Annotated in this window: 20 protein-coding genes, 1 tRNA gene and 1 pseudogene; 21 read left to right on the top strand and 1 reads right to left on the bottom strand. The window is 48.2% G+C overall.

Annotated features, from left to right (window positions below):
- The first annotated feature begins 741 nt into the window (after window positions 1–741).
- The 3 genes and pseudogenes from M0R47_RS19145 to M0R47_RS21970 all read left to right on the top strand — a co-directional run.
- Entirely contained in the window at window positions 742–1071 is a 330-nt protein-coding gene (locus M0R47_RS19145) for an IS1-like element transposase (protein ID WP_292557792.1), read from the top strand.
- Between the two features lies 1 nt (window position 1072).
- Entirely contained in the window at window positions 1073–1237 is a 165-nt protein-coding gene (locus tag M0R47_RS19150) for an IS1 family transposase (RefSeq protein WP_292557795.1), read from the top strand.
- Window positions 1238–1341: 104 nt separating this feature from the next.
- Window positions 1342–1509 (top strand): annotated as a pseudogene (locus M0R47_RS21970) (IS1 family transposase); the annotation flags it as partial.
- 4 nt (window positions 1510–1513) lie between these two features.
- Here the strand turns inward: M0R47_RS21970 and M0R47_RS19155 are convergent.
- Window positions 1514–2926, bottom strand: a complete 1413-nt coding sequence (locus tag M0R47_RS19155) for an amino acid permease (protein WP_292557797.1) — start codon at window positions 2924–2926, stop codon at window positions 1514–1516.
- Between the two features lie 287 nt (window positions 2927–3213).
- Between M0R47_RS19155 and M0R47_RS19160 the strand changes: the two genes are divergently transcribed.
- The 18 genes from M0R47_RS19160 (at window position 3214) to M0R47_RS19245 (ending at window position 18255) form a co-directional block, all read left to right on the top strand.
- Entirely contained in the window at window positions 3214–4278 is a 1065-nt protein-coding gene (locus M0R47_RS19160; protein WP_292557799.1) for a L,D-transpeptidase family protein, read from the top strand.
- Between the two features lie 117 nt (window positions 4279–4395).
- On the top strand, window positions 4396–5979 hold the full coding sequence (gene serA, locus M0R47_RS19165) for a phosphoglycerate dehydrogenase (RefSeq protein ID WP_292557801.1): 1584 nt from the start codon (window positions 4396–4398) through the stop codon (window positions 5977–5979).
- Window positions 5976–6617 (top strand): HAD-IB family phosphatase, encoded by a 642-nt coding sequence (locus M0R47_RS19170; protein WP_292557804.1) that lies wholly within the window; start codon window positions 5976–5978, stop codon window positions 6615–6617. The genes serA and M0R47_RS19170 overlap by 4 nt, the downstream gene beginning before the upstream one ends.
- A 71-nt stretch (window positions 6618–6688) precedes the next feature.
- Complete coding sequence (locus M0R47_RS19175; protein WP_292557805.1) at window positions 6689–7435, top strand: YebC/PmpR family DNA-binding transcriptional regulator; 747 nt, start codon at window positions 6689–6691, stop codon at window positions 7433–7435.
- A 13-nt stretch (window positions 7436–7448) separates the two neighbouring features.
- Window positions 7449–7949 (top strand): crossover junction endodeoxyribonuclease RuvC, encoded by a 501-nt coding sequence (ruvC, locus tag M0R47_RS19180; RefSeq protein WP_292557829.1) that lies wholly within the window; start codon window positions 7449–7451, stop codon window positions 7947–7949.
- A complete protein-coding gene (gene ruvA / locus M0R47_RS19185) occupies window positions 7946–8548 on the top strand; it encodes a Holliday junction branch migration protein RuvA (protein ID WP_292557808.1) in 603 nt (200 codons plus the stop codon). Before ruvC ends, ruvA begins: the two co-directional genes overlap by 4 nt.
- Window positions 8545–9579, top strand: coding sequence for a Holliday junction branch migration DNA helicase RuvB (gene ruvB, locus M0R47_RS19190; protein WP_366513253.1), 1035 nt, complete (start codon window positions 8545–8547; stop codon window positions 9577–9579). The genes ruvA and ruvB overlap by 4 nt, the downstream gene beginning before the upstream one ends.
- A complete protein-coding gene (gene ybgC / locus M0R47_RS19195; protein WP_292557810.1) occupies window positions 9572–9988 on the top strand; it encodes a tol-pal system-associated acyl-CoA thioesterase in 417 nt (138 codons plus the stop codon). Before ruvB ends, ybgC begins: the two co-directional genes overlap by 8 nt.
- Window positions 9985–10662: a protein TolQ gene (gene tolQ / locus M0R47_RS19200; protein WP_292557812.1), complete on the top strand. Its 678-nt coding sequence runs from the start codon at window positions 9985–9987 to the stop codon at window positions 10660–10662. The genes ybgC and tolQ overlap by 4 nt, the downstream gene beginning before the upstream one ends.
- 41 nt (window positions 10663–10703) lie before the next feature.
- Window positions 10704–11102 (top strand): protein TolR, encoded by a 399-nt coding sequence (gene tolR / locus M0R47_RS19205; protein ID WP_292557815.1) that lies wholly within the window; start codon window positions 10704–10706, stop codon window positions 11100–11102.
- Window positions 11103–11107: 5 nt separating this feature from the next.
- Complete coding sequence (tolA, locus tag M0R47_RS19210) at window positions 11108–12778, top strand: cell envelope integrity protein TolA (protein WP_292557833.1); 1671 nt, start codon at window positions 11108–11110, stop codon at window positions 12776–12778.
- A gap of 81 nt (window positions 12779–12859) precedes the next feature.
- On the top strand, window positions 12860–14143 hold the full coding sequence (gene tolB, locus M0R47_RS19215; protein WP_292557817.1) for a Tol-Pal system beta propeller repeat protein TolB: 1284 nt from the start codon (window positions 12860–12862) through the stop codon (window positions 14141–14143).
- Between the two features lie 47 nt (window positions 14144–14190).
- The gene (pal, locus tag M0R47_RS19220) at window positions 14191–14766 is read left to right on the top strand and encodes a peptidoglycan-associated lipoprotein Pal (RefSeq protein WP_292557820.1); all 576 of its coding nucleotides are present in this window, start codon (window positions 14191–14193) and stop codon (window positions 14764–14766) included.
- A 1-nt stretch (window position 14767) separates the two neighbouring features.
- On the top strand, window positions 14768–15625 hold the full coding sequence (gene ybgF / locus M0R47_RS19225; RefSeq protein WP_292557822.1) for a tol-pal system protein YbgF: 858 nt from the start codon (window positions 14768–14770) through the stop codon (window positions 15623–15625).
- Between the two features lie 12 nt (window positions 15626–15637).
- Window positions 15638–16282, top strand: a complete 645-nt coding sequence (queE, locus tag M0R47_RS19230; RefSeq protein ID WP_366513255.1) for a 7-carboxy-7-deazaguanine synthase QueE — start codon at window positions 15638–15640, stop codon at window positions 16280–16282.
- Between the two features lie 6 nt (window positions 16283–16288).
- Entirely contained in the window at window positions 16289–16966 is a 678-nt protein-coding gene (gene queC, locus M0R47_RS19235) for a 7-cyano-7-deazaguanine synthase QueC (protein ID WP_292557824.1), read from the top strand.
- A 49-nt stretch (window positions 16967–17015) separates the two neighbouring features.
- Window positions 17016–17091 (top strand) — tRNA-Lys (locus M0R47_RS19240).
- 123 nt (window positions 17092–17214) lie between these two features.
- Complete coding sequence (locus M0R47_RS19245; protein WP_292557827.1) at window positions 17215–18255, top strand: site-specific integrase; 1041 nt, start codon at window positions 17215–17217, stop codon at window positions 18253–18255.
- The last annotated feature ends 704 nt before the right edge of the window (window positions 18256–18959 follow it).

The following is an 18959-nucleotide window of genomic DNA, read 5'->3' on the forward strand; positions in this document are numbered from 1 at the left end:
TCCCGAACTCGGAAGTGAAACCGTTTAGCGCCGATGATAGTGTGGCACGTTGCCATGTGAAAGTAGGGAATCGCCAAGCGCTTTATCCAAAAACCCAGGACTCAAACCCCTGGGTTTTTTTTTGCCCGGTGCCTAGCAACATATGGAGTACCTGGAGAGGTTACCCCGGTCAGGTCTCAGGGCTGGGTCCATCCTACCGACGCACCCTTTGCCCGCCTCTACCAGTTCCGCCTTAACAAGCCTCGTATTCTTGCTAAATGCCATGAAGCTCATCCTACGAATTGTCTTTGGTGTATTCCTAGACACGCTGTTATCACAGCTTGCCATTGTTGCTTGGTACGCCCGTCAGAAAGGCACTAGGAAAGACGCAGCGAGAAACTTCGCGTCAACCAGGAAAAAAATTCTCTTAAATAGAGAGAGGTGGGTGCGTCCACGCTTTGCTTTTGCAAGCCCGCCAAAGTAATAATCCTGGCGCAAATGAGCCGTCTACTTATCCGAGGTCGTACAAGGCGAACATGCTAAAAGAAAAACAGTAGTAAATGATAACCACCAATTCTGTCTAGCGATCATCGCTAAACAGAATTGGTAGTTTTGATTTCGGTGTTTTATTAACCGAACATTTATAACCAGCCAAAAGCAGACGTTATTCTTCAAATATCCAATATTAATAGTTATGCCAAAAGGTATAACGAATAAGGGGGTGATGGGTTAAATATGTGATTTATTTGTATAATATCAGCTATGACCTGTTATCAAGAAATCACTTGCCCGGTTTGCTGCAGTAACCCAATTATGAAAGCTGGCCGTAGCACAGAGGGAACACAGCGTTACCGCTGTCAACACCCGGATTGCGATACAAAAACCTTCATGCTGAATTACCGCTATAAAGCTTGCGAACCCGGCATAAAAGAACAAGTGGTGGACATGGCCATCAACGGTAGTGGTATCCGTGATACCGCACGCGTTCTCAAGATCAACAAAAATACCGTGATCAGTACGTTAAAAAAAGTCGAGCCGTATCGTCCCAGTCAATCCCAGGTTTCAGGCTTTAAATACCACGGGAAACCTTGAAGTGAGGTTAGGGTTGGCTTGTGAACAGGCAGAGATGGGTGAGCAGTGGTCTTATGTCGGCACCAAGTCCAATCAGCGTCGGCTCTGGTATGCCGTTGATCATGCGACAAACATCGTGCCGGCTTATGTGTTTGGCAAACGCAAGAAATCGTGTTTAAAGAATTGAAAGTGCTGCTTGCCCCCCTTTGGCATGAGCCGTTATTACACCGATGAGTGTGGCGCTTATTAGCGACACCTTGAAAACGATAGGCATCAGGTGGGCAACGCAACACTCAAAAGATTGAACGCAAGAACTTGAATTTCAGAACCTGGATTAAGCGGCTCACGCGAAAAACCATCTGTTTTTCGAAGTTGGTAACGATGCAGGATACGGTCATCGGCTTACTGATTAACAAAGTCGAAGTTGGCTTGGATAGCCATGCCAAATTACAGATTTAACCCATTACCAATCCTTCTTAGCCAACTCGCTATGCTGCACAGAATAAGAAAAATAAACAATCAACCCAATGACCAGCCAGATCACAAAGCGCAGCCAAGTAAGCGCAGGTAAAAATGCCATTAATGCTGTGCAGGACAGCATGCCCAGCACCGGAAATAACGGACTGAACGGTGAGCGGAACGGGCGTTTCATGTCTGGCTTGGTGATACGCAACACCAATACGCCCAAACATACCAATACAAATGCGGCCAAAGTGCCGATATTGACCAGTTCAGCCAGATCACCGAGCGGTATGAAGCCGGCGGCTATCGCCATGATGATGCCGGAGAGTACGATGACGCGTACAGGGGTTTGGGTTTTAGGATTCACTTCGCCAAAGAACGGCGAGAGCAGACCGTCGCGGGACATCGCAAAGATAATGCGGGTCAGTCCGTAATACAACACCAGCATCACGGTGGTAAGGCCGGCAATAACGCCGGTTGAGATTAGCGCTGACGCCCAGTTGTAGCCGAGCAGATTCAGCGCGTGAGCGACCGGCGAGGATACGTTGAGATCAGTATAGTTGACGACGCCGGTCAGCAGGCCGGATACCAGGATATAGATCACGGTACAAAAGCCTAGCGAGGTGACAATGCCAAAAGGCAGGTCGCGTTGCGGGTTGCTGGCTTCCTCGGCAGCAGTAGATACCGCATCGAAGCCGACATAAGCGAAAAACACCAGCGATGCACCGGCCAGAACTCCGGCGGTTTTGCCGTCAGGCAATGTCTGAAACCAGCCATACGGCATGAACGGATGCCAGTTTTCCGGGTGGACGTTGAACACGGCAACGGCGATAAAGACAGTGATGGTGAGCAGCTTGACAAATACCATTGCATTGTTGACTTTGGCGCTGTGTTTTACGCCCATGATCAGCAGCAGCATCAAGATCAAAATAATGGCGGATGCGGGCAAGTTGATCAGGCCGCCGAGTTTGGGCGCTTTGGTCAGCATCTCCGGCAGCGGTATGCCGATGGCAGTGAGTGCATTGTTAAAATAGCCCGACCAGCCGTTGGCGACAGTCGCTACGGCAAGGCTGTATTCCAGCAGCAAGTCCCAGCCGATCATAAAGGCGAATATTTCCCCGAAAGCAACATAGCTGTAGCCATAGGCGCTGCCGCAGCCGCCGACCGAGGCGGATAGTTCCGCATAAGACAAGGCGGCAAAAGCGCAGGCGAGTCCGGCAACTACAAATGACAGAATCACGGCGGGCCCGGATTGGGTGGCGGCGGCAACGCCGGTGAGTACAAAAATCCCTGTGCCGATGATTGCACCTATGCCGAGAAAGGCCAGGTCCCATTTAGACAAACAACGCTTAAGGCCACTGCCTGTATCATCGTCTGAAGTAACGTGTTTGCTGCGAAAGATTTGTAGGGACATTTGGCGGTCTCTTGTTATTTAATTTAAGGTGAAAAATACTAATAATTTGAGTATTCGTTAAATTATAGGGGGAATAGTAATAATCCCCAAAGTAAGTCCATGAAATCAGCAAAATTATGCTCGAGTAAACCTTGCATGTTAGTATATGCGGTTTTTTTAGATTGGCGGATCTTGAGCAATTATCTGGGGGTTGCCTGTCGATGCGGACTTATCCGCGTCTACAACTAGCAAAGCCGGCTGTTTAAGGAAGTTATTATTTTAATATGTTTTCTGAGAAATTTATCGCAATGAACATTCGCGCTCTACTTGCTTTTACTATCATACTGTCAGGCATTGGCGGTCATGCAAACGCAACGACCTATGCTATGCCTGAAAACAGTAATGATAGCGTAATCACTGAATATCCTGATGGCATGGCCATAACCCGCGCTGAGCAGGATGAGACCTTATTGGACGTGGCGCGCCGCTTTCTTTTGGGACAAACAGAAATCGTCAGGTTGAATCAGGATGTTGATCGGTGGCTGGTCAAAAAGGGTGAGGTTGTTCGTTTGTCGAACAGACGGATTCTGCCGGATTCGCCTCACAATGGACTTACCTTAAATATTTCCGAATACCGGATGTATTATTATCCGCCGACTAAAAAAGGCGAGAAGCCACACCAAGTTATGTCTTATGCGCATGGTGTTGGCAGACAAGATTGGAAGACGCCGCTGGGTCGAACTAAAGTTGCGCGGAAAATAATGAATCCTTCTTGGCATCCGCCTGAGTCAATCAGGCGCGAACATGCGGCGAATGGCGATCCTCTGCCTCTTGTTGTCCCACCGGGGCCGCATAATCCGCTAGGGTCACGCGCCCTACATCTGGCGTTGCCAGGAGAATACCGGATACACGGCACCGATATTGACAAGATTCATGGCATCGGCATGCAGATTACGCATGGTTGCGTGCGGATGTATCCGGAAGATGTTGAAGAGCTATACGAGCTGGTTGCCGTCGGAACGCCAGTCTATATTGTTAAGCAGCCTATCAAGGTTGGCTGGCTGGACAATGTTCTTTATATAGAAGCGCATCCTGATCTGGAAGGAGAAGAAACGACGCTGGACCAGCGCTTCGCCGTGGCGCTTAGGTTGATTCAAAAAGCCAATAATAATCAGGAATTGCCTGATTTTGACCAACAAGCTTTGAATAACGCACTGAAGGAACAGACTGGAGATCCTGTGGCGATCCATGAGCGCCTGCCGCCACTGGAGGAAGCGTCGTTATCGGCTCCCGTACCTTCCGTAACGGATCCTAAACCAGCACCAAAACCGGCACGTAAAGCTTCCCCGGATGGTTACTATCACGGAAACTAAGCTATAGAGTTACATTGAAAAATATAAAAGGTTATTTATAACCGCAGGGTGTAAGTGCCCTGCGAGTAAACCTGTTAAACTACTCAACTTTAACGCATAGCCTTTTCGGTGATTCCTTTGAAAAAAATCCTTATTTCCGACAAATTGGCAGAAGCCGGCATTAATTATTTACATGACCAGCCCGGCATACAAATACATATTGAGACCGGGCTTAATGAGGACCAGCTTTGCAACCTCATCGGCAATTACGATGCGTTATTGATTCGTAGTGATACGCAGGTGACAGAAAAGGTGCTGCAGGCTGCAAAGAATCTTAAGCTGATAGGACGCGCCGGTATCGGTGTCGATAATGTCGATATACCCACAGCAACGGAGCTGGGGATTATTGTCATGAACACGCCGGATGCAAATGCGACAACCACAGCCGAGTTGGCCATTGCGCATATGATGTCGCTAAGCCGGCATTTACCGACCGCAGACCGTTCGATTCGTGCCGGAAAATGGGAACGCTCCAAATTGATGGGTTCTGAAATCGCTCATAAGACGCTGGCGATACTCGGTTTCGGCACGATCGGGCGGATCGTTGCGCAACGCGGTTTCGGCTTAAAAATGCAGGTGATTGCATATGATCCGTTTGTCGCGCCTGAGATATTTGAGGATTTGGGTGTTGAGTCGGTAAGTCTTGAAGAGTTGGTGACCAAGGCGGATTATCTGACCTTGCACTGCCCGTTGATAGAAAAAACCCGCAATGTTATCGACGCCGCTCAGTTGGCGAAGATGAAGAAAGAGGCGATGATTATCAACTGTGCCAGAGGTGGATTGATTAACGAGGCAGCACTGTATGATGCCTTAAAAAACGGCCAAATAGCCGGTGCGGCGCTTGATGTTTACGAGAATGAACCGCCTGCCAATTCGCCGCTGCTGGAGCTGGATAATATCGTTTTTACCCCGCATTTGGGCGCATCGACCAGTGAAGCGCAGGTAGCAGTCAGTGTTGAAATCGCCCGGCAGGCAGTTACGTTTTTAAAGACCGGCGAAGCGATTAATGCCTTGAACCTGCCCAGGGTGTCTGCGGAAGAGTTGAAAAAGTCGTATGAATTTATGACGCTGGCCAATAGCCTGGGCAAAGTATTGGTTGGCCTGGCGACCAAGCCGTTAGAAAAAATAGAAGTTGCGTTATTGGGCCGGGCGGCGGAAGTTGAGGTGCGGCCTGTTTCAGTCGCTGCCCTGATCGGCGTGTTAAGCGGACAATTTTCTACGCCTGTAAACCGGGTGAATGCCGAAAATATTGCCAAACGCCAAGGCATTGCCCTGGTTGAATCGAAAACCGAAGACACTCAGGACTATTTGTCGCTGATCAAGGTGACCGGGCATTGCTCCGATCAGACGATTACGCTGGCCGGAACCTTATTGGGCGGCTGTCATCCCCGACTGGTTTGTATCGACCAGTTTGATATTGAAGTAGTGCCGGCAGGCACCTTATTAGTGACCCGGCATGATGACAAGCCGGGTGTTATATCCGCCATTAGCAGCGTGCTGGGCAACGCCGATATCAATATCACCAGAATGCAGGTGAGTACGGCCGATACGCAGCAGAAGGCGATGGCTGTTATCAGTGTCTCAGAACCTTTAACCGAAGATTTGTTGCAGCGGCTATGTCATATTCCCGCCGTGCATAAGGCTGTCCAGATTAACTTATGAATTTTGATGTCATCTGCTTTGATTGCGATAGCACTCTAAGCAAAATAGAAGGTATAGACGAACTCGCCGGACGCGTTGGCTTAGGTGAAGAAATGGCTAGGCTGACCGATGCGGCGATGAATGGCGAAGTGTTGCTGGAAGAGGTTTACGAGAAACGCTTATCGTTGATCAGGCCTGATCTGGACAGCATCAACTGGCTGGCTGATTTGTATATTGAACAGATAGTCGGCGGCGTTCAGGAAGTGTTTGCAACTTTAACCGCGTCGGGCAAGGAACTGCACATTATCAGCGGCGGAATCCGTCAGGCTATTTTGCCGCTTGCAAGATGTTTAGGGGTGTCTGAGAGACGGGTTCATGCTGTCGATATTTATTTCAATAAAGACGGCAGTTACCGTGACTATAATCAAGAATCGCCGTTGGCCAGATCAGGCGGAAAAGCCGAGATTTGCAGGCAATTGCTCACATCGCAAGGTTCACTGGTTATGATAGGCGACGGCAAGACGGACATGGAAGCCAAGCAGGCCGGAGCCGTTGTGATCGGTTTTGGCGGCGTGGTTGACAGGGCGGTTGTCCGTGAGCAAGCCGATTTTTACTGCGCCGAACCGAGTCTGGTTTCCATACTGGCGCATATTTTATAAGTTTGAGAAGATAAGCCGCAGGCAGGCTGCGGACCTGACCGATTGATTTAACCGTATTTAAGAGAGAGATAATGGCTGGGCATAGTAAATGGGCTAATATCAAGCATCGCAAGGCAGGACAGGATGCTAAGCGGGGCAAGATTTTCACTAAAATGCTTCGTGAAATTACCGTAGCGGTAAAAACCAGTGGACCGGATGCGGCAAGCAATCCAGCCTTACGCACAGCGGTGGATAAGGCTTTGGGCGCAAATATGCGCCGCGATACTATTGATACCGCGATCAAAAAAGCTTCCGGCGCGTTGGAAGGCGTTAATTACGAAGTTGTTCGTTATGAGGGCTACGGCCCTGGCGGCACGGCGGTCATGGTCGATTGCCTGACCGACAACCGTAACCGAACTGTTGGCGAAGTGCGCCATGCTTTTTCTAAAGCGGGCGGTAACTTGGGTACTGACGGTTCTGTCGCCTATATGTTCAGCAAGATTGGCATTCTCAGTTACGCGCCTTCCGTTGACGAAGATGCACTGATGGAGGCGGCGTTGGAAGCCGGAGCGGAAGATGTTACCACTCATGATGACGGCTCAGTCGATGTGATAACCACGCCGGAAAATTATCTGGAAACAAAAGATGCTTTGGTTGCGGCAGGCTTTGCGCCGGATAATGCCGAAATTACTATGCAGGCGGCAACGATGGCTGAACTGGATGCTGATGACGCGGAAAAAATGATGCGCTTGATAGACCGGTTGGAAGATCTGGATGACGTGCAAAATGTCTATTCCAATGCCGATATCAGCGATGAAATTATGGAAGGACTTAATTGATAGTTGGCTGTAGCTGATGCGAATTTTAGGGATAGACCCCGGTTCAAGAATAACCGGTTACGGCATTATAGAAGACTCAGTGCAAGGTTATAAATATATAGCCAGTGGCAGTATCCGGATTAAAGCCGACTATTTTCCTGATCGGCTCAAGCAAATCTTTGACGGTATTTTAGAGGTTGTCGATCGCTATCAACCTGAGCAAATGGCCATAGAACAAGTGTTTATGCATAAAAATGCCGACTCCGCGCTTAAACTGGGACAGGCCCGCGGCGCGGCAATTTGTGCGTTTCAGACTACCGGTTTGCCGGTGTTTGAATATGCGGCCAGGCAAGTTAAACAGGCTGTAGCGGGGAAAGGCAGCGCCGAAAAAATGCAGGTTCAGCACATGGTGAAAATTCTGTTAAATATTCAAGGCGAGTTACAAATCGATGCCAGCGACGCGCTGGGTATCAGTATTTGTCATGCCCATTATCAGCAAACTGCACAGCGGTTGAAGCAGGGTTTGTTGCGATGATCGGTTTTCTGCGCGGCAAGCTGGCATTTAAAGCGCCGCCACTGTTGATGCTTGATGTGAACGGTGTCGGCTATGAAGTCGAAGCGCCGATGACGACTTTTTATAATCTGCCGGCCATCGGTGCAGAGGTTATGCTGCATACGCACCTGGTTGTTCGCGAAGACGCTCATATTTTATTCGGGTTCTCGACTGAAGCGGACCGCTCGATGTTCAGGACCTTGATTAAGGTCAATGGCGTCGGTCCGAAGCTGGCGTTGACGATTTTATCGGGGCAGAGTGCCGAAGAGTTTCATCGCTGTATTCATAATAATGATACGCAAGCATTGGTGCGTTTACCGGGAGTCGGTAAAAAGACGGCCGAGCGCCTGATTATCGAAATGCGCGACAGGTTGCCGGATTTAGGCGATGCAGTCGGTTCATCAGTAATCAGCTTTGATCAACCGCAGCGGGTCAATAATCCGAAACAGGAAGCCATCAGCGCTTTGTGCTCGTTGGGCTATAAGCCGCTGGATGCCAGTAAAATGGTGCAAAATATCAGTGCCGAAGGTAAAAGCTGTGAAGACATTATCCGGTTGGCGCTACAAGGTACGATAAGATGATTGAAAACGATCGTATGGTTACGGCTCATAGTCATGCCGATGAAGAGCGCCAGGATCGGGCTATTCGCCCCAAGCGCTTGGCCGATTATATCGGACAGAAAGAATTGCGCGAGCAAATGGAGATTTTTATTCAGGCGGCAACAGCACGTCAGGAAGCGTTGGACCATGTGTTGATTTTCGGGCCGCCGGGCTTAGGCAAAACGACGCTGGCTAATATCATAGCCGCTGAAATGTGTGTTAAAATTCGCCAAACATCCGGGCCTGTGCTGGATAAAGCAGGCGATCTTGCCGCATTGTTAACCAATCTTGAACCCCATGATGTGCTGTTTATCGATGAAATACATCGCTTGAGTCCGGCGGTTGAAGAGATTTTGTATCCTGCCATGGAAGATTATCAGCTTGACCTTATGATTGGCGAAGGTCCTGCCGCACGCTCCATTAAACTGGATTTGCCGCCCTTTACGCTGGTTGGAGCTACTACTCGCGCCGGATTGTTGACTTCGCCGTTACGCGATCGCTTCGGCATTGTGCAACGCTTGGAATTTTACACGGTTAGCGATTTGGCGACTATCGTGATGCGTTCAGCCAGTGTGTTAGGCATCGCAATGGAACCGCGAGGCGCTACTGAGATAGCCCGCCGCTCTCGAGGTACCCCACGAATTGCCAACAGATTGCTGCGCCGAGTTCGGGATTTTGCCGAAGTAAAAGGCAATGGCACGATTACTGAAGAACTGGCCTTTCAGGCATTGGAAATGTTGAAAGTGGACAGTAACGGTTTCGATTCATTAGACCGCAAACTGCTGTTGGCCATGATTGAAAGTTTTGCCGGTGGTCCGGTAGGGCTGGATACGCTGGCTGCCGCGATCAATGAAGAGCGGGGCACTATTGAAGATGTCGTGGAACCGTATTTATTGCAACAAGGCTTTATCATGCGCACGCCCCGTGGCCGTGTAGTTACTCAGAATGCTTATTTGCATTTTGGCTTGCAGCCCCCGAAGCACTTGGGTATGACCGAGGATTTGTTTGAATAAACAAACATATACAAAAAAATTTATCTGGCCGGTACGCGTTTATTACGAAGACACCGATGCCGGCGGGGTAGTGTTTTACGCCAACTACCTGAAGTTTTTCGAGCGGGCCAGAACCGAAATGCTTAGGGCAATGGGTTATGAACAGGATGAGCTGATCGCCAACGAAAGCATTATTTTTGTAGTACGTTCCGTGCAGGTCGATTATCTGAGTCCCGCCCGATTTAATGAGCAATTGCAAGTGAGTGCGGAGGTAAGCCTTACTAAAAAAGCCAGTCTTACTTTCGATCAAGTTATTACACGAGGTGATGATGTTTTATGCAAGGGCAGTGTTCGAGTTGCCTGTTTGGATGCACAAGATATGCGTCCTAAAGCTATTCCTGAAAAATTATTAGAGCAATTAAAAGAATGAATACTGATTTATCGATTTTCCACTTAGTTACAGAAGCCAGCTTTGTTGTCCAATTCGTCATGCTAACATTGCTAACCGCATCGGTGGCATCGTGGACATTTATTTTTACCAAACGTAAAGAATTGAACCGGGCGGTTGAAATCACCGATGAATTTGAAGAACAATTTTGGTCGGGCGTGGTATTGGCCGATCTTTATAGAAAATTGGCGGCAAAGGATTTTGAGCCGGAAGGCATAGAGAAAATATTCCTTGCCGGATATAAAGAATTTTCCCGGATGCGACAAGCCGGTAATGTGGAGCCCGGCGTGCAGGTGGAAAGCGCCCAGCGGGTTATGCGTATCGAATTATCACGCGAATTGGAACGCCTCGACGAGCATTTGGCATTTCTTGCCACCGTTGGCTCGATCAGTCCTTACATCGGTCTATTTGGAACGGTCTGGGGTATCATGAATTCCTTCATGTCGCTGGGCAGTGCCAAGCAAGCGACTTTGGCGCAAGTCGCGCCGGGCATTGCCGAAGCATTGATTGCCACGGCCATCGGTTTATTTGCCGCGATCCCCGCCGTTATTTCTTATAATCGTTTTTCTACCCGATTGGACAGATTGACTGGTCGGTATGAACTCTTTGTTGAAGAGTTTGTCGTGTTATTGCAAAGGCAGGCACACCAAAAATGAGCGGGCCAGAAATAAGCAGGAAAAATGGGCGCAGAAAGCCCATGGCGGAAATCAATGTGGTTCCCTATATTGACGTAACTTTGGTGTTGCTGATTATTTTTATGGTTACAACGCCGATGTTGCAAACCGGCGTTCAAGTCGAGCTTCCCCAAGCGGAATCGGCAACCGTAGAGTCGGAAGGCGATAATTTGCCTGTTATCGTGTCAATCAATGAACAGAGCCAATATTTTATTACCATTGATGATAAAGAGCCTGAGATAGTGCAGCCCGAAGAGGTGGAAAGCCGGGTGATGGAGGTATTGGGCAGAAAACCGAAAACCCAAGTGCTAATCGGAGCTTATAAAGGTATTGAGTATGGCGTTGTGGTCACGCTGATGGCGGGATTGAAAAATGCCGGTGTGTCCAGTGTGGGTTTGATGACCAAATCAGGCGAACAATAGATTTGATGGACAATAAAAAGAAATTTTCATGGCCGATTATCCTGGCTCTGGCTTTACACCTTACGATTTTAGGCTTGTTTGCCTTAAGCGCCTTATTTAAGCCTGATAAAACAGAATCGAGCGCAGCGCCGGAAATCATTCATGCTGAAATTATCGATGAAGCTACTGTTAAGAATACGCCTGAAGTTACATCGGAACCTGTAAAGCAAAACGAAAGTCCCGCTGAAGAGAAAATACAGCCGGAAACTCAAAAGAATCTGGAAAACGAGCAAGCTGCACAGCGGGCTGAAACAGAAAAAGCCAAAGCAAAAGCTGAAGCGGCCGAGCTAGCCAGAGCTGAAGCTGCTAAAGCGAAAGCGGCCGCGGAACAAGCCGAAGTCGCCAAAGCAAAAGCCGCAACAGAAAAAGCCAAAGCCGAAGCTGCCGAGCAAGCCAAGGCCGAAGCAAAGCAAGCTGAAGCAGCCGAGCAAGCCAAGGCCGAAGCAAAACAGGCTGAAATCGCCAAGGCGAAAGCCGAGGCCGCCGCACAGGCCAAGGCCGAAGCCGCCAAAGCGAAAGCGGCCACAGAACAAGCGGAAGCCGCCAAAGCCAAAGCTGCGGCCGAAAAAGCTAAAGCCGAAGCCGCTGCACAGGCTAAGGCTGAAGCTGCGAAAGCGAAAGCGGCCGCGGAACAAGCCGAAGTCGCCAAAGCAAAAGCCGCAACAGAAAAAGCCAAAGCCGAAGCTGCCGAGCAAGCCAAGGCCGAAGCAAAGCAAGCTGAAATCGCCAAGGCAAAAGCTGAAGCAGCCGAGCAAGCCAAGGCCGAAGCCGCCAAAGCGAAAGCGGCCACAGAACAAGCGGAAGCTGCCAAAGCCAAAGCTGCGGCCGAAAAAGCTAAAGCCGAAGCCGCTGCACAAGCTAAAGCCGAAGCTGCGAAAGCGAAAGCGGCAGCAGAACAAGCTACAGCAGAGAAAGCCAAGGCTGAGGCCGCTGTACAAGCCAAAGTTGAAGCAAAACAGGCTGAAATCGCCAAGGCGAAAGCCGAGGCCGCCGCACAGGCCAAGGCCGAAGCCGCCAAAGCGAAAGCGGCCACAGAACAAGCGGAAGCTGCCAAAGCCAAAGCTGCGGCCGAAAAAGCTAAAGCCGAAGCTGCCAAAGCGAAAGCGGCAGCAGAGCAAGCCGAGGCAGCTAAGGCAAAAGCCGCAGCAGAGAAAGCCAAGGCTGAGGCCGCTGCACAAGCCAAGGCAGAAGCCGAACGAGCTGAAGCGGCTAAAGCCAAAGCCGCCGCACAAGCCAAGGCGGAAGCAGAGCGACTAGCAATGGCAAAGGCTAAAGCCGAGGCGGAACAGGCCGAAGCGGCAAGGATGGCGGCAGAGGAGGCGAGAATGGATGCCGAACAAGATCAGCTGGCGATAAAAACAGCCGCTTCAGCGATTCGGAAAAAAGTAGCCAGTAGCTGGATTCGCCCGGTTTCCGCTGCCGAAGGTTTGAAATGTACAATTCAGGTTACATTAATGTCAGATGGTACAGTAATAGATGCAGTGGTTGTTGCCAGCAGCGGAGATCAGGCTTTTGATCGTTCGGCGGAAAATGCTGTTCACAAAGCGTCTCCGCTTCCAGTGCCTAAAGATAAAGAATTGGCAGTTAGAGAATTTAAGTCATTTAAGTTTTTGTTTGATCCTGATCGATCCAGATAAGATGAAACACGGTATTATCATCGCTAAGAGTCGGATGATTATTTGATGGTCTTTTTTCAGTTAAATTACTGAGGTAAGCAAGTGAGTTTTTTTAAAAGAATTTTATTGGTTGGTCTGATTAGCTTCTATGTGCCAAGCAGCTATGCAGAGATGACGATTGAAATTACTGAAGGCATTGAGAGTGCATTGCCTATTTCAGTGGTTCCTTTTGCGATGCAAGGGGCGTCCGGCGTTCCGGTTGATGTCAGTTTTGTTGTTAATGCCGATTTAGGGCGTAGCGGATATTTTAAAACGCTGGACAGGCAAAGCATGCCGGCTAAGCCTAGCACCGCGGAAGCAGTTCAGTTCAAAGACTGGCAGGCTATAGGACAGAATTATCTGGTTATCGGTCAGGTGACTGAAGAGCGTGGTCAGTACAATGTTCAATTTCAGCTGTTTGATGTTTATAAGGGGCAGCCAATAATGGGCTACCGAATGGCATCGTCAGCGGGCGATTTGCGCAGAACGGCTCACCATATCAGCGATCTGATCTTCGAAAAATTAACCGGTAAAAAAGGCGTTTTCAGCGGTCGAATTGCTTACATTACCAGTATCCGACAAGGCAGACAAAGCACCCATAAACTGCAAATTTCCGATGCGGATGGTTTTAATGCGCAAACAATAGCCTCATCCGTGGAGCCCTTAATGTCTCCGGCATGGTCGCCTGATGGCAGAAAGATAGCTTACGTATCATTCGAGAAAAAATCAGCGGCCATTTATGTTCAGACCTTGGCGACCGGCGAGAGAGCTAAGGTTGCCGAATTCCCCGGCATTAATGGCGCGCCTTCGTGGTCGCCCGATGGATCAAGGCTGGCTTTGACATTGTCTAAAGATGGCAATCCGGATATATATGTCTTAAATTTGGTGACGCGCGCCTTGACTAAAATGACTAAAAGCTTTGCGATTGATACTGAGCCAACCTGGTCTCCTGACGGCGGCAGCATCGTATTTACTTCCGACCGAGGCGGAAAACCACAGTTATATATAGTGTCAAGCCAAGGCGGCGAAGAAAGAAGATTAACATTTTCAGGTAATTATAATGCCAGGGCCAGCTTTTCGCCGGATGGCAGAAGCATCGCTATGGTGCACGGGAATGGCAACAATTACCGTATTGCCGTCATGGACTTGTCCACCAAAGCATTCAATGTGCTTACTGATGGTCCATCAGATGAATCGCCGAGCTTCGCTCCGAACGGCAGTATGATTTTGTATGCTTCACGAAAAGGCAGCTCGGGTTACTTATCGGCCGTATCATTGGATGGTAAAATGCAGCAGAAGCTGGTGTTTGATAGCAGTGAAATTCGCGAACCGGCTTGGTCACCCTAGTTCGGTTGGATATAACACGATTTTTTATATTATTTTGGAAATTAAAAATGAAATTGAATAAAACAGTATTGGCATTAGCAATAAGCGCATTAGTTCTATCAGGCTGTAGTGAAGATGAACAAGACGCGAGTCTTACTGATGGTACTCAAAATGCGGCCAGCGGTATCAATGATGCATCAACCAGTGGTTTAAATAATGGATCAGGCTTGTCCGGCTCAGAAATGAGCGGTTCAGGAATGTACCCCAATGCCCATATGGGTCCAGAATTCAGCGATCCAAACAACCCGCTGTCAAAAAGCACTATCTATTTTATGCTGGACAGCAGCCAAGTTCAGGATGACTTTGTTCCTGTAATTGCAGCGCATGCGCAATATCTGGTGAACCATCCCGGCCAACGCGTTGTCATGGAAGGTCATGGCGATGAGCGCGGTTCTCGCGAGTACAACATTGCATTGGGTGAGCAACGTGCAAAATCTGTAGTTAGCATGATGAAAGTTCAAGGCGTTTCTGATGGCCAGGTGCAAATCGTCAGTTATGGCGAAGAAAAGCCAGCGGCAGAAGGGCACGATGAAGCAGCCTGGGAGCTTAATCGTCGCGCTGAGATAGTTTATCAAGGCAAATAAAATGAAAGCTCTTCTTATCATGCTGCTATGTATTTGCAGCGCTGCCAACGCGGAGCCTTTGCCGCCAGTTATTGATAACTCAATGTATCCGGAGGGTGAAATCACTCCCGCAAAACCATCATCTACGAATGCGGTATATGAAATGATGGGACGGCTGGAGCAATTGCAAGCTGAAGTGCAGCAACTTACAGGCAAGATAGAAGAGCAGGCCAATCTTATTGGGGAGATGAAAAAATCTCAAAGTACGATGTATTCGGATCTTGATGGGCGGATACAAGGCCTTGAAAAAAAAGCTGAAGGCGTAAAGTCATCGACTGCTGAAAATCCCCCGATGCAAGAAGGCTCAGTTGGATCCGAAGCCAAGGTGACCGAACCGTCAGTTGCGGCTCCGTCCGCAGTTACAGAGGCTCAGCAGGCGCCTGTACAGAAACAGGATGCGGCGTCGGCTTCAGGCGAAGCTTCCGCTCCTCGACTACCTTCTGTAGGCGACGAAAAACAGCAATATCAGCAAGCCTATGAAGCGCTTAGAAATGGGCATAACGCTCAGGCAATTGCTGAATTTAACACATTGCTGAGTAAAAATCCGAAAGGCGAGTACGCAAACAATGCCCAATATTGGCTGGGCGAAGCCTACAGGGTTAATCAGGATGTTGACTCGGCCCGTAAAGCCTTTAATAGCGTTATTGAAAATTATCCGGGCAGCTCAAAAGTGCCCGATGCTTTATTAAAATTGGGCACTATCGAGATTGAGCAAAAAAATCCAGCCAAAGCGCGTGAATATTTAACGCGCGTTACTACGGATTTTCCCAGTTCGACAGCTGCCCGTTTGGCGGCAAAGAAATTACTTCTGCTTGATTGATGAAAAATAGTAGTGGTGAATTTGTTACGTATAACTGAAATTTTCTATTCATTACAGGGCGAGTCGAATACGGTAGGTCTGCCCACTGTGTTTATTCGGCTCACCGGCTGTCCATTAAGATGCGTTTATTGCGATACGTCCTATGCTTTTTCTGGCGGGAAAAAAATAGAGATTGATGCCATAGTTACCCAGGCCGAACAGTACGGAACCAAGTATATTACCGTAACCGGCGGCGAACCTTTGGCGCAGCCGGGCTGTCTTGAGTTAATGACAAAGCTGCTCGATAAAGGCTATGTTGTTTCGCTTGAAACCAGCGGCGCGCTTGATGTGTCGGCGGTCGACCCGCGCGTTGTTAAAGTCATGGATTTTAAAACACCCAGCTCAGGTGAATTAAGTAGAAACCTCTATCAAAATATCGAATACCTAAACCAAAAAGACCAAGTTAAATTTGTCATCGGTAATGATGAGGATTACGACTGGTCAAAAACCCTATTAACGGAATATGGCTTGCCTAATCGTTGTGACATACTGTTTTCACCGGTGATGGGGCAGCAACATCCAACCGAACTCGCCGAAAAAATCCTTAAAGACAGATTACCTGTTCGTTTTCAACTCCAATTACATAAAATACTTTGGGATGATGCCCAAGGTAAGTAAATCGACATGCAAAAAAAAGCCATAGTCCTTCTATCCGGGGGGTTAGATTCAATTACCGTACTTGCCCTTGCAAAAAAACAGGGATTCAAATGTTATGCCCTAAGCTTTGATTACGGTCAGCGGCATAATGCCGAGCTAGTAGCCGCCACGAAGATAGCCGCAGATTACCAGGTTGAAGATCATAAGATTATCAAACTGGGATTAAGCTCGATCGGCGGTTCCGCACTAACCGATGAGCATATTGCTGTGCCCAATACGCCCCAGGAAGGCATACCGGTAACCTACGTACCGGCAAGAAATACAATCTTCCTGTCCTTTGCCTTGGGTTGGGCGGAAGTTTTAAATCTAACCGATATTTTTATCGGCGTTAATGCCGTGGATTATTCCGGTTATCCGGATTGCAGGCCTGAATTTATCAAGGCTTTTCAGCAATTAGCAAACCTTGCCACTAAGGCAGGTGTAGAAGGCGAGCATTTCACTATACATGCACCGCTAATCGCGCTCAGCAAGGCGGAAATTATTAAGAAAGGGGTAGAGCTAGGCGTGGATTATCAGAGCACAGTTTCGTGCTATTCTGCTGATGAACAAGGCCGTGCTTGCCAAGTCTGCGATGCCTGTCGTTTAAGAAAAGCTGGTTTTGCTGAGGCGGGAATAAAAGACCCAACTCAATATCAATCAAATTAAAAAAATCTTGACGTAATTAAATTAGTCATTATAATAGGCAGTCTTTGTTGGGTCGTTAGCTCAGCCGGTAGAGCACCGCACTTTTAATGCGATGGTCGCGCGTTCGAATCGCGCACGACCCACCATCAAAGGCTTTGATTTAAAAAGCTTTTTAAGGATAAAAAGCTTCAGTAACTGTGTACTAAAACCATCGACTACAGTGATAACTACAGTAGTCTTGTTTTTAACCTCAAAACGAGGAAACACAGATGCTCAATTTCCACATCATCAAAGTTAATCTTAAAAACGGCGAAGTCCGTTACCGCACCATTCTGACCCAATCGGGTAAAGGCATCAAAACCAAAACCTTTAGGCGCAAGCAAGACGCTCGTACTTGGGGCACTCGCGCGGTTTTAGATTCCCAGGAATACGAAGCCAAAGGCATCAAACCCTGCACCATCCAATTCAGTCGTTTGGCGGATGAATACATGCGCTGGTGGACCGGCAAAGACCATGACCGAGTAAGGCTCGTGCTATGGTGGGAAAAACGCTTAGGCAAATATCTCTTAAGCGATATTACGCCGGAACTGATCCGCGACACGCTCAAGCCGAAAAAATCACAAGCTCCGGCAACCTACAACAAACACCTCGCCGTGTTATCGGCCATTCTGGATTACGCCACGCTTCAGCAGGAGGATGACAGTATTCTGGAACAATACATCGAGGATAATCCCTGCAAGCGCGTCCGTTCTCTCAAGCTAGATAATAAGATCGTTCGTTATCTGTCTGACGAAGAAAAGCCACGTCTTTTGAAAGCGGCGAAAGATATTGGAGGTAAGTTTTATCTCAAAGTTCTGATGGCGTTGACCACCGGTATGCGCAAAGGTGAATTGGATTGGCTACGCTGGAACGAGATTGATTTCGATAAAGGTCTGGCGATGCTACCCGACACCAAAAACGGAACGCCACGCCATACGCCGATACCGAGCGTTATTATGGATCAACTGAAAAAGCATCGGGAAATCGGCAACCGTCTATTATTTCCATCCAGCACCGACATAAACAAGCCTTTCGACTATAAAAAGCAGTGGGCAAAGTGCCTGAAAGCGGCAGACATCAAAAACTTTAGATGGCACGATATGCGCCATGATACCGCCTCAACTTTAGCGCGGGATGGCCGTACATTAAAAGAAATCGCTGAAATCCTGGGACATAAAAGCCTAGCCAGTACCGACCGCTACACGCATTTGTCGACGGCACACAAATCTCAAGTGTTGAATGACACGATGGCTAAGTCTATTAGTTTATAGTCCGATTTACTCGTAGAAAATGCCCTGTTAGATGAGATTATTACTTGCCTAACAGGGGGGGGCTCAGTAATGAGTTGCACTTTAATGAAATAATTAACCTTGATTAAAGCTGTACCTTCAAAAATTTTAAAATTTAAAAAATGGCTGACGTTACCTGAAACAGCGAAAGCATTTTTCCAGGGGCGATAAAGTTTTGTTGTAAAGTAGAGATTTTATAAGGATGTGAAAAGGTAGGGGGGTAATAAGTGCAGATGTTTAAAGATTTCCGTGTAAACCAGTTCCAAATGGACTTTTTGGCTCTAGTGAGCATGGCTACGAAATGGTCTAACAGCGCCTTCGAGGAGAATCTAGAAAAGTGTTGCGCTTCTCTTGGTCTCTCAAGGCGAATGTTATGAATGGCCGCTTTCCCGAATTGAGCAGTTCTACAGTTGGCAATTGTGATAGTCAGCTCATGGCCGAATTCGAGCATTCAAAACCTGTTCGGAATTCTAACAAATTGGTAGTAGCTTTCTAGAAATCAGTACCCTCACCTTTAGTGCATTACCAGGTGCAATTCTGCTTGTTAACTGAAGAGAACGGTGTTTATTTTGATTTCACAGGTAATCAATGGAAAAAAGTGGACGGTGAACATGAAAAATAGTGTTCACCCTAATGAGAATACCCACATCTGCCTGACTTTGTCGGGTGGGTGTTTAGACGGGGTA

It is taken from the genome of Methylobacter sp. (assembly GCF_023227905.1).
Taxonomy (GTDB): domain Bacteria; phylum Pseudomonadota; class Gammaproteobacteria; order Methylococcales; family Methylomonadaceae; genus Methylobacter_A.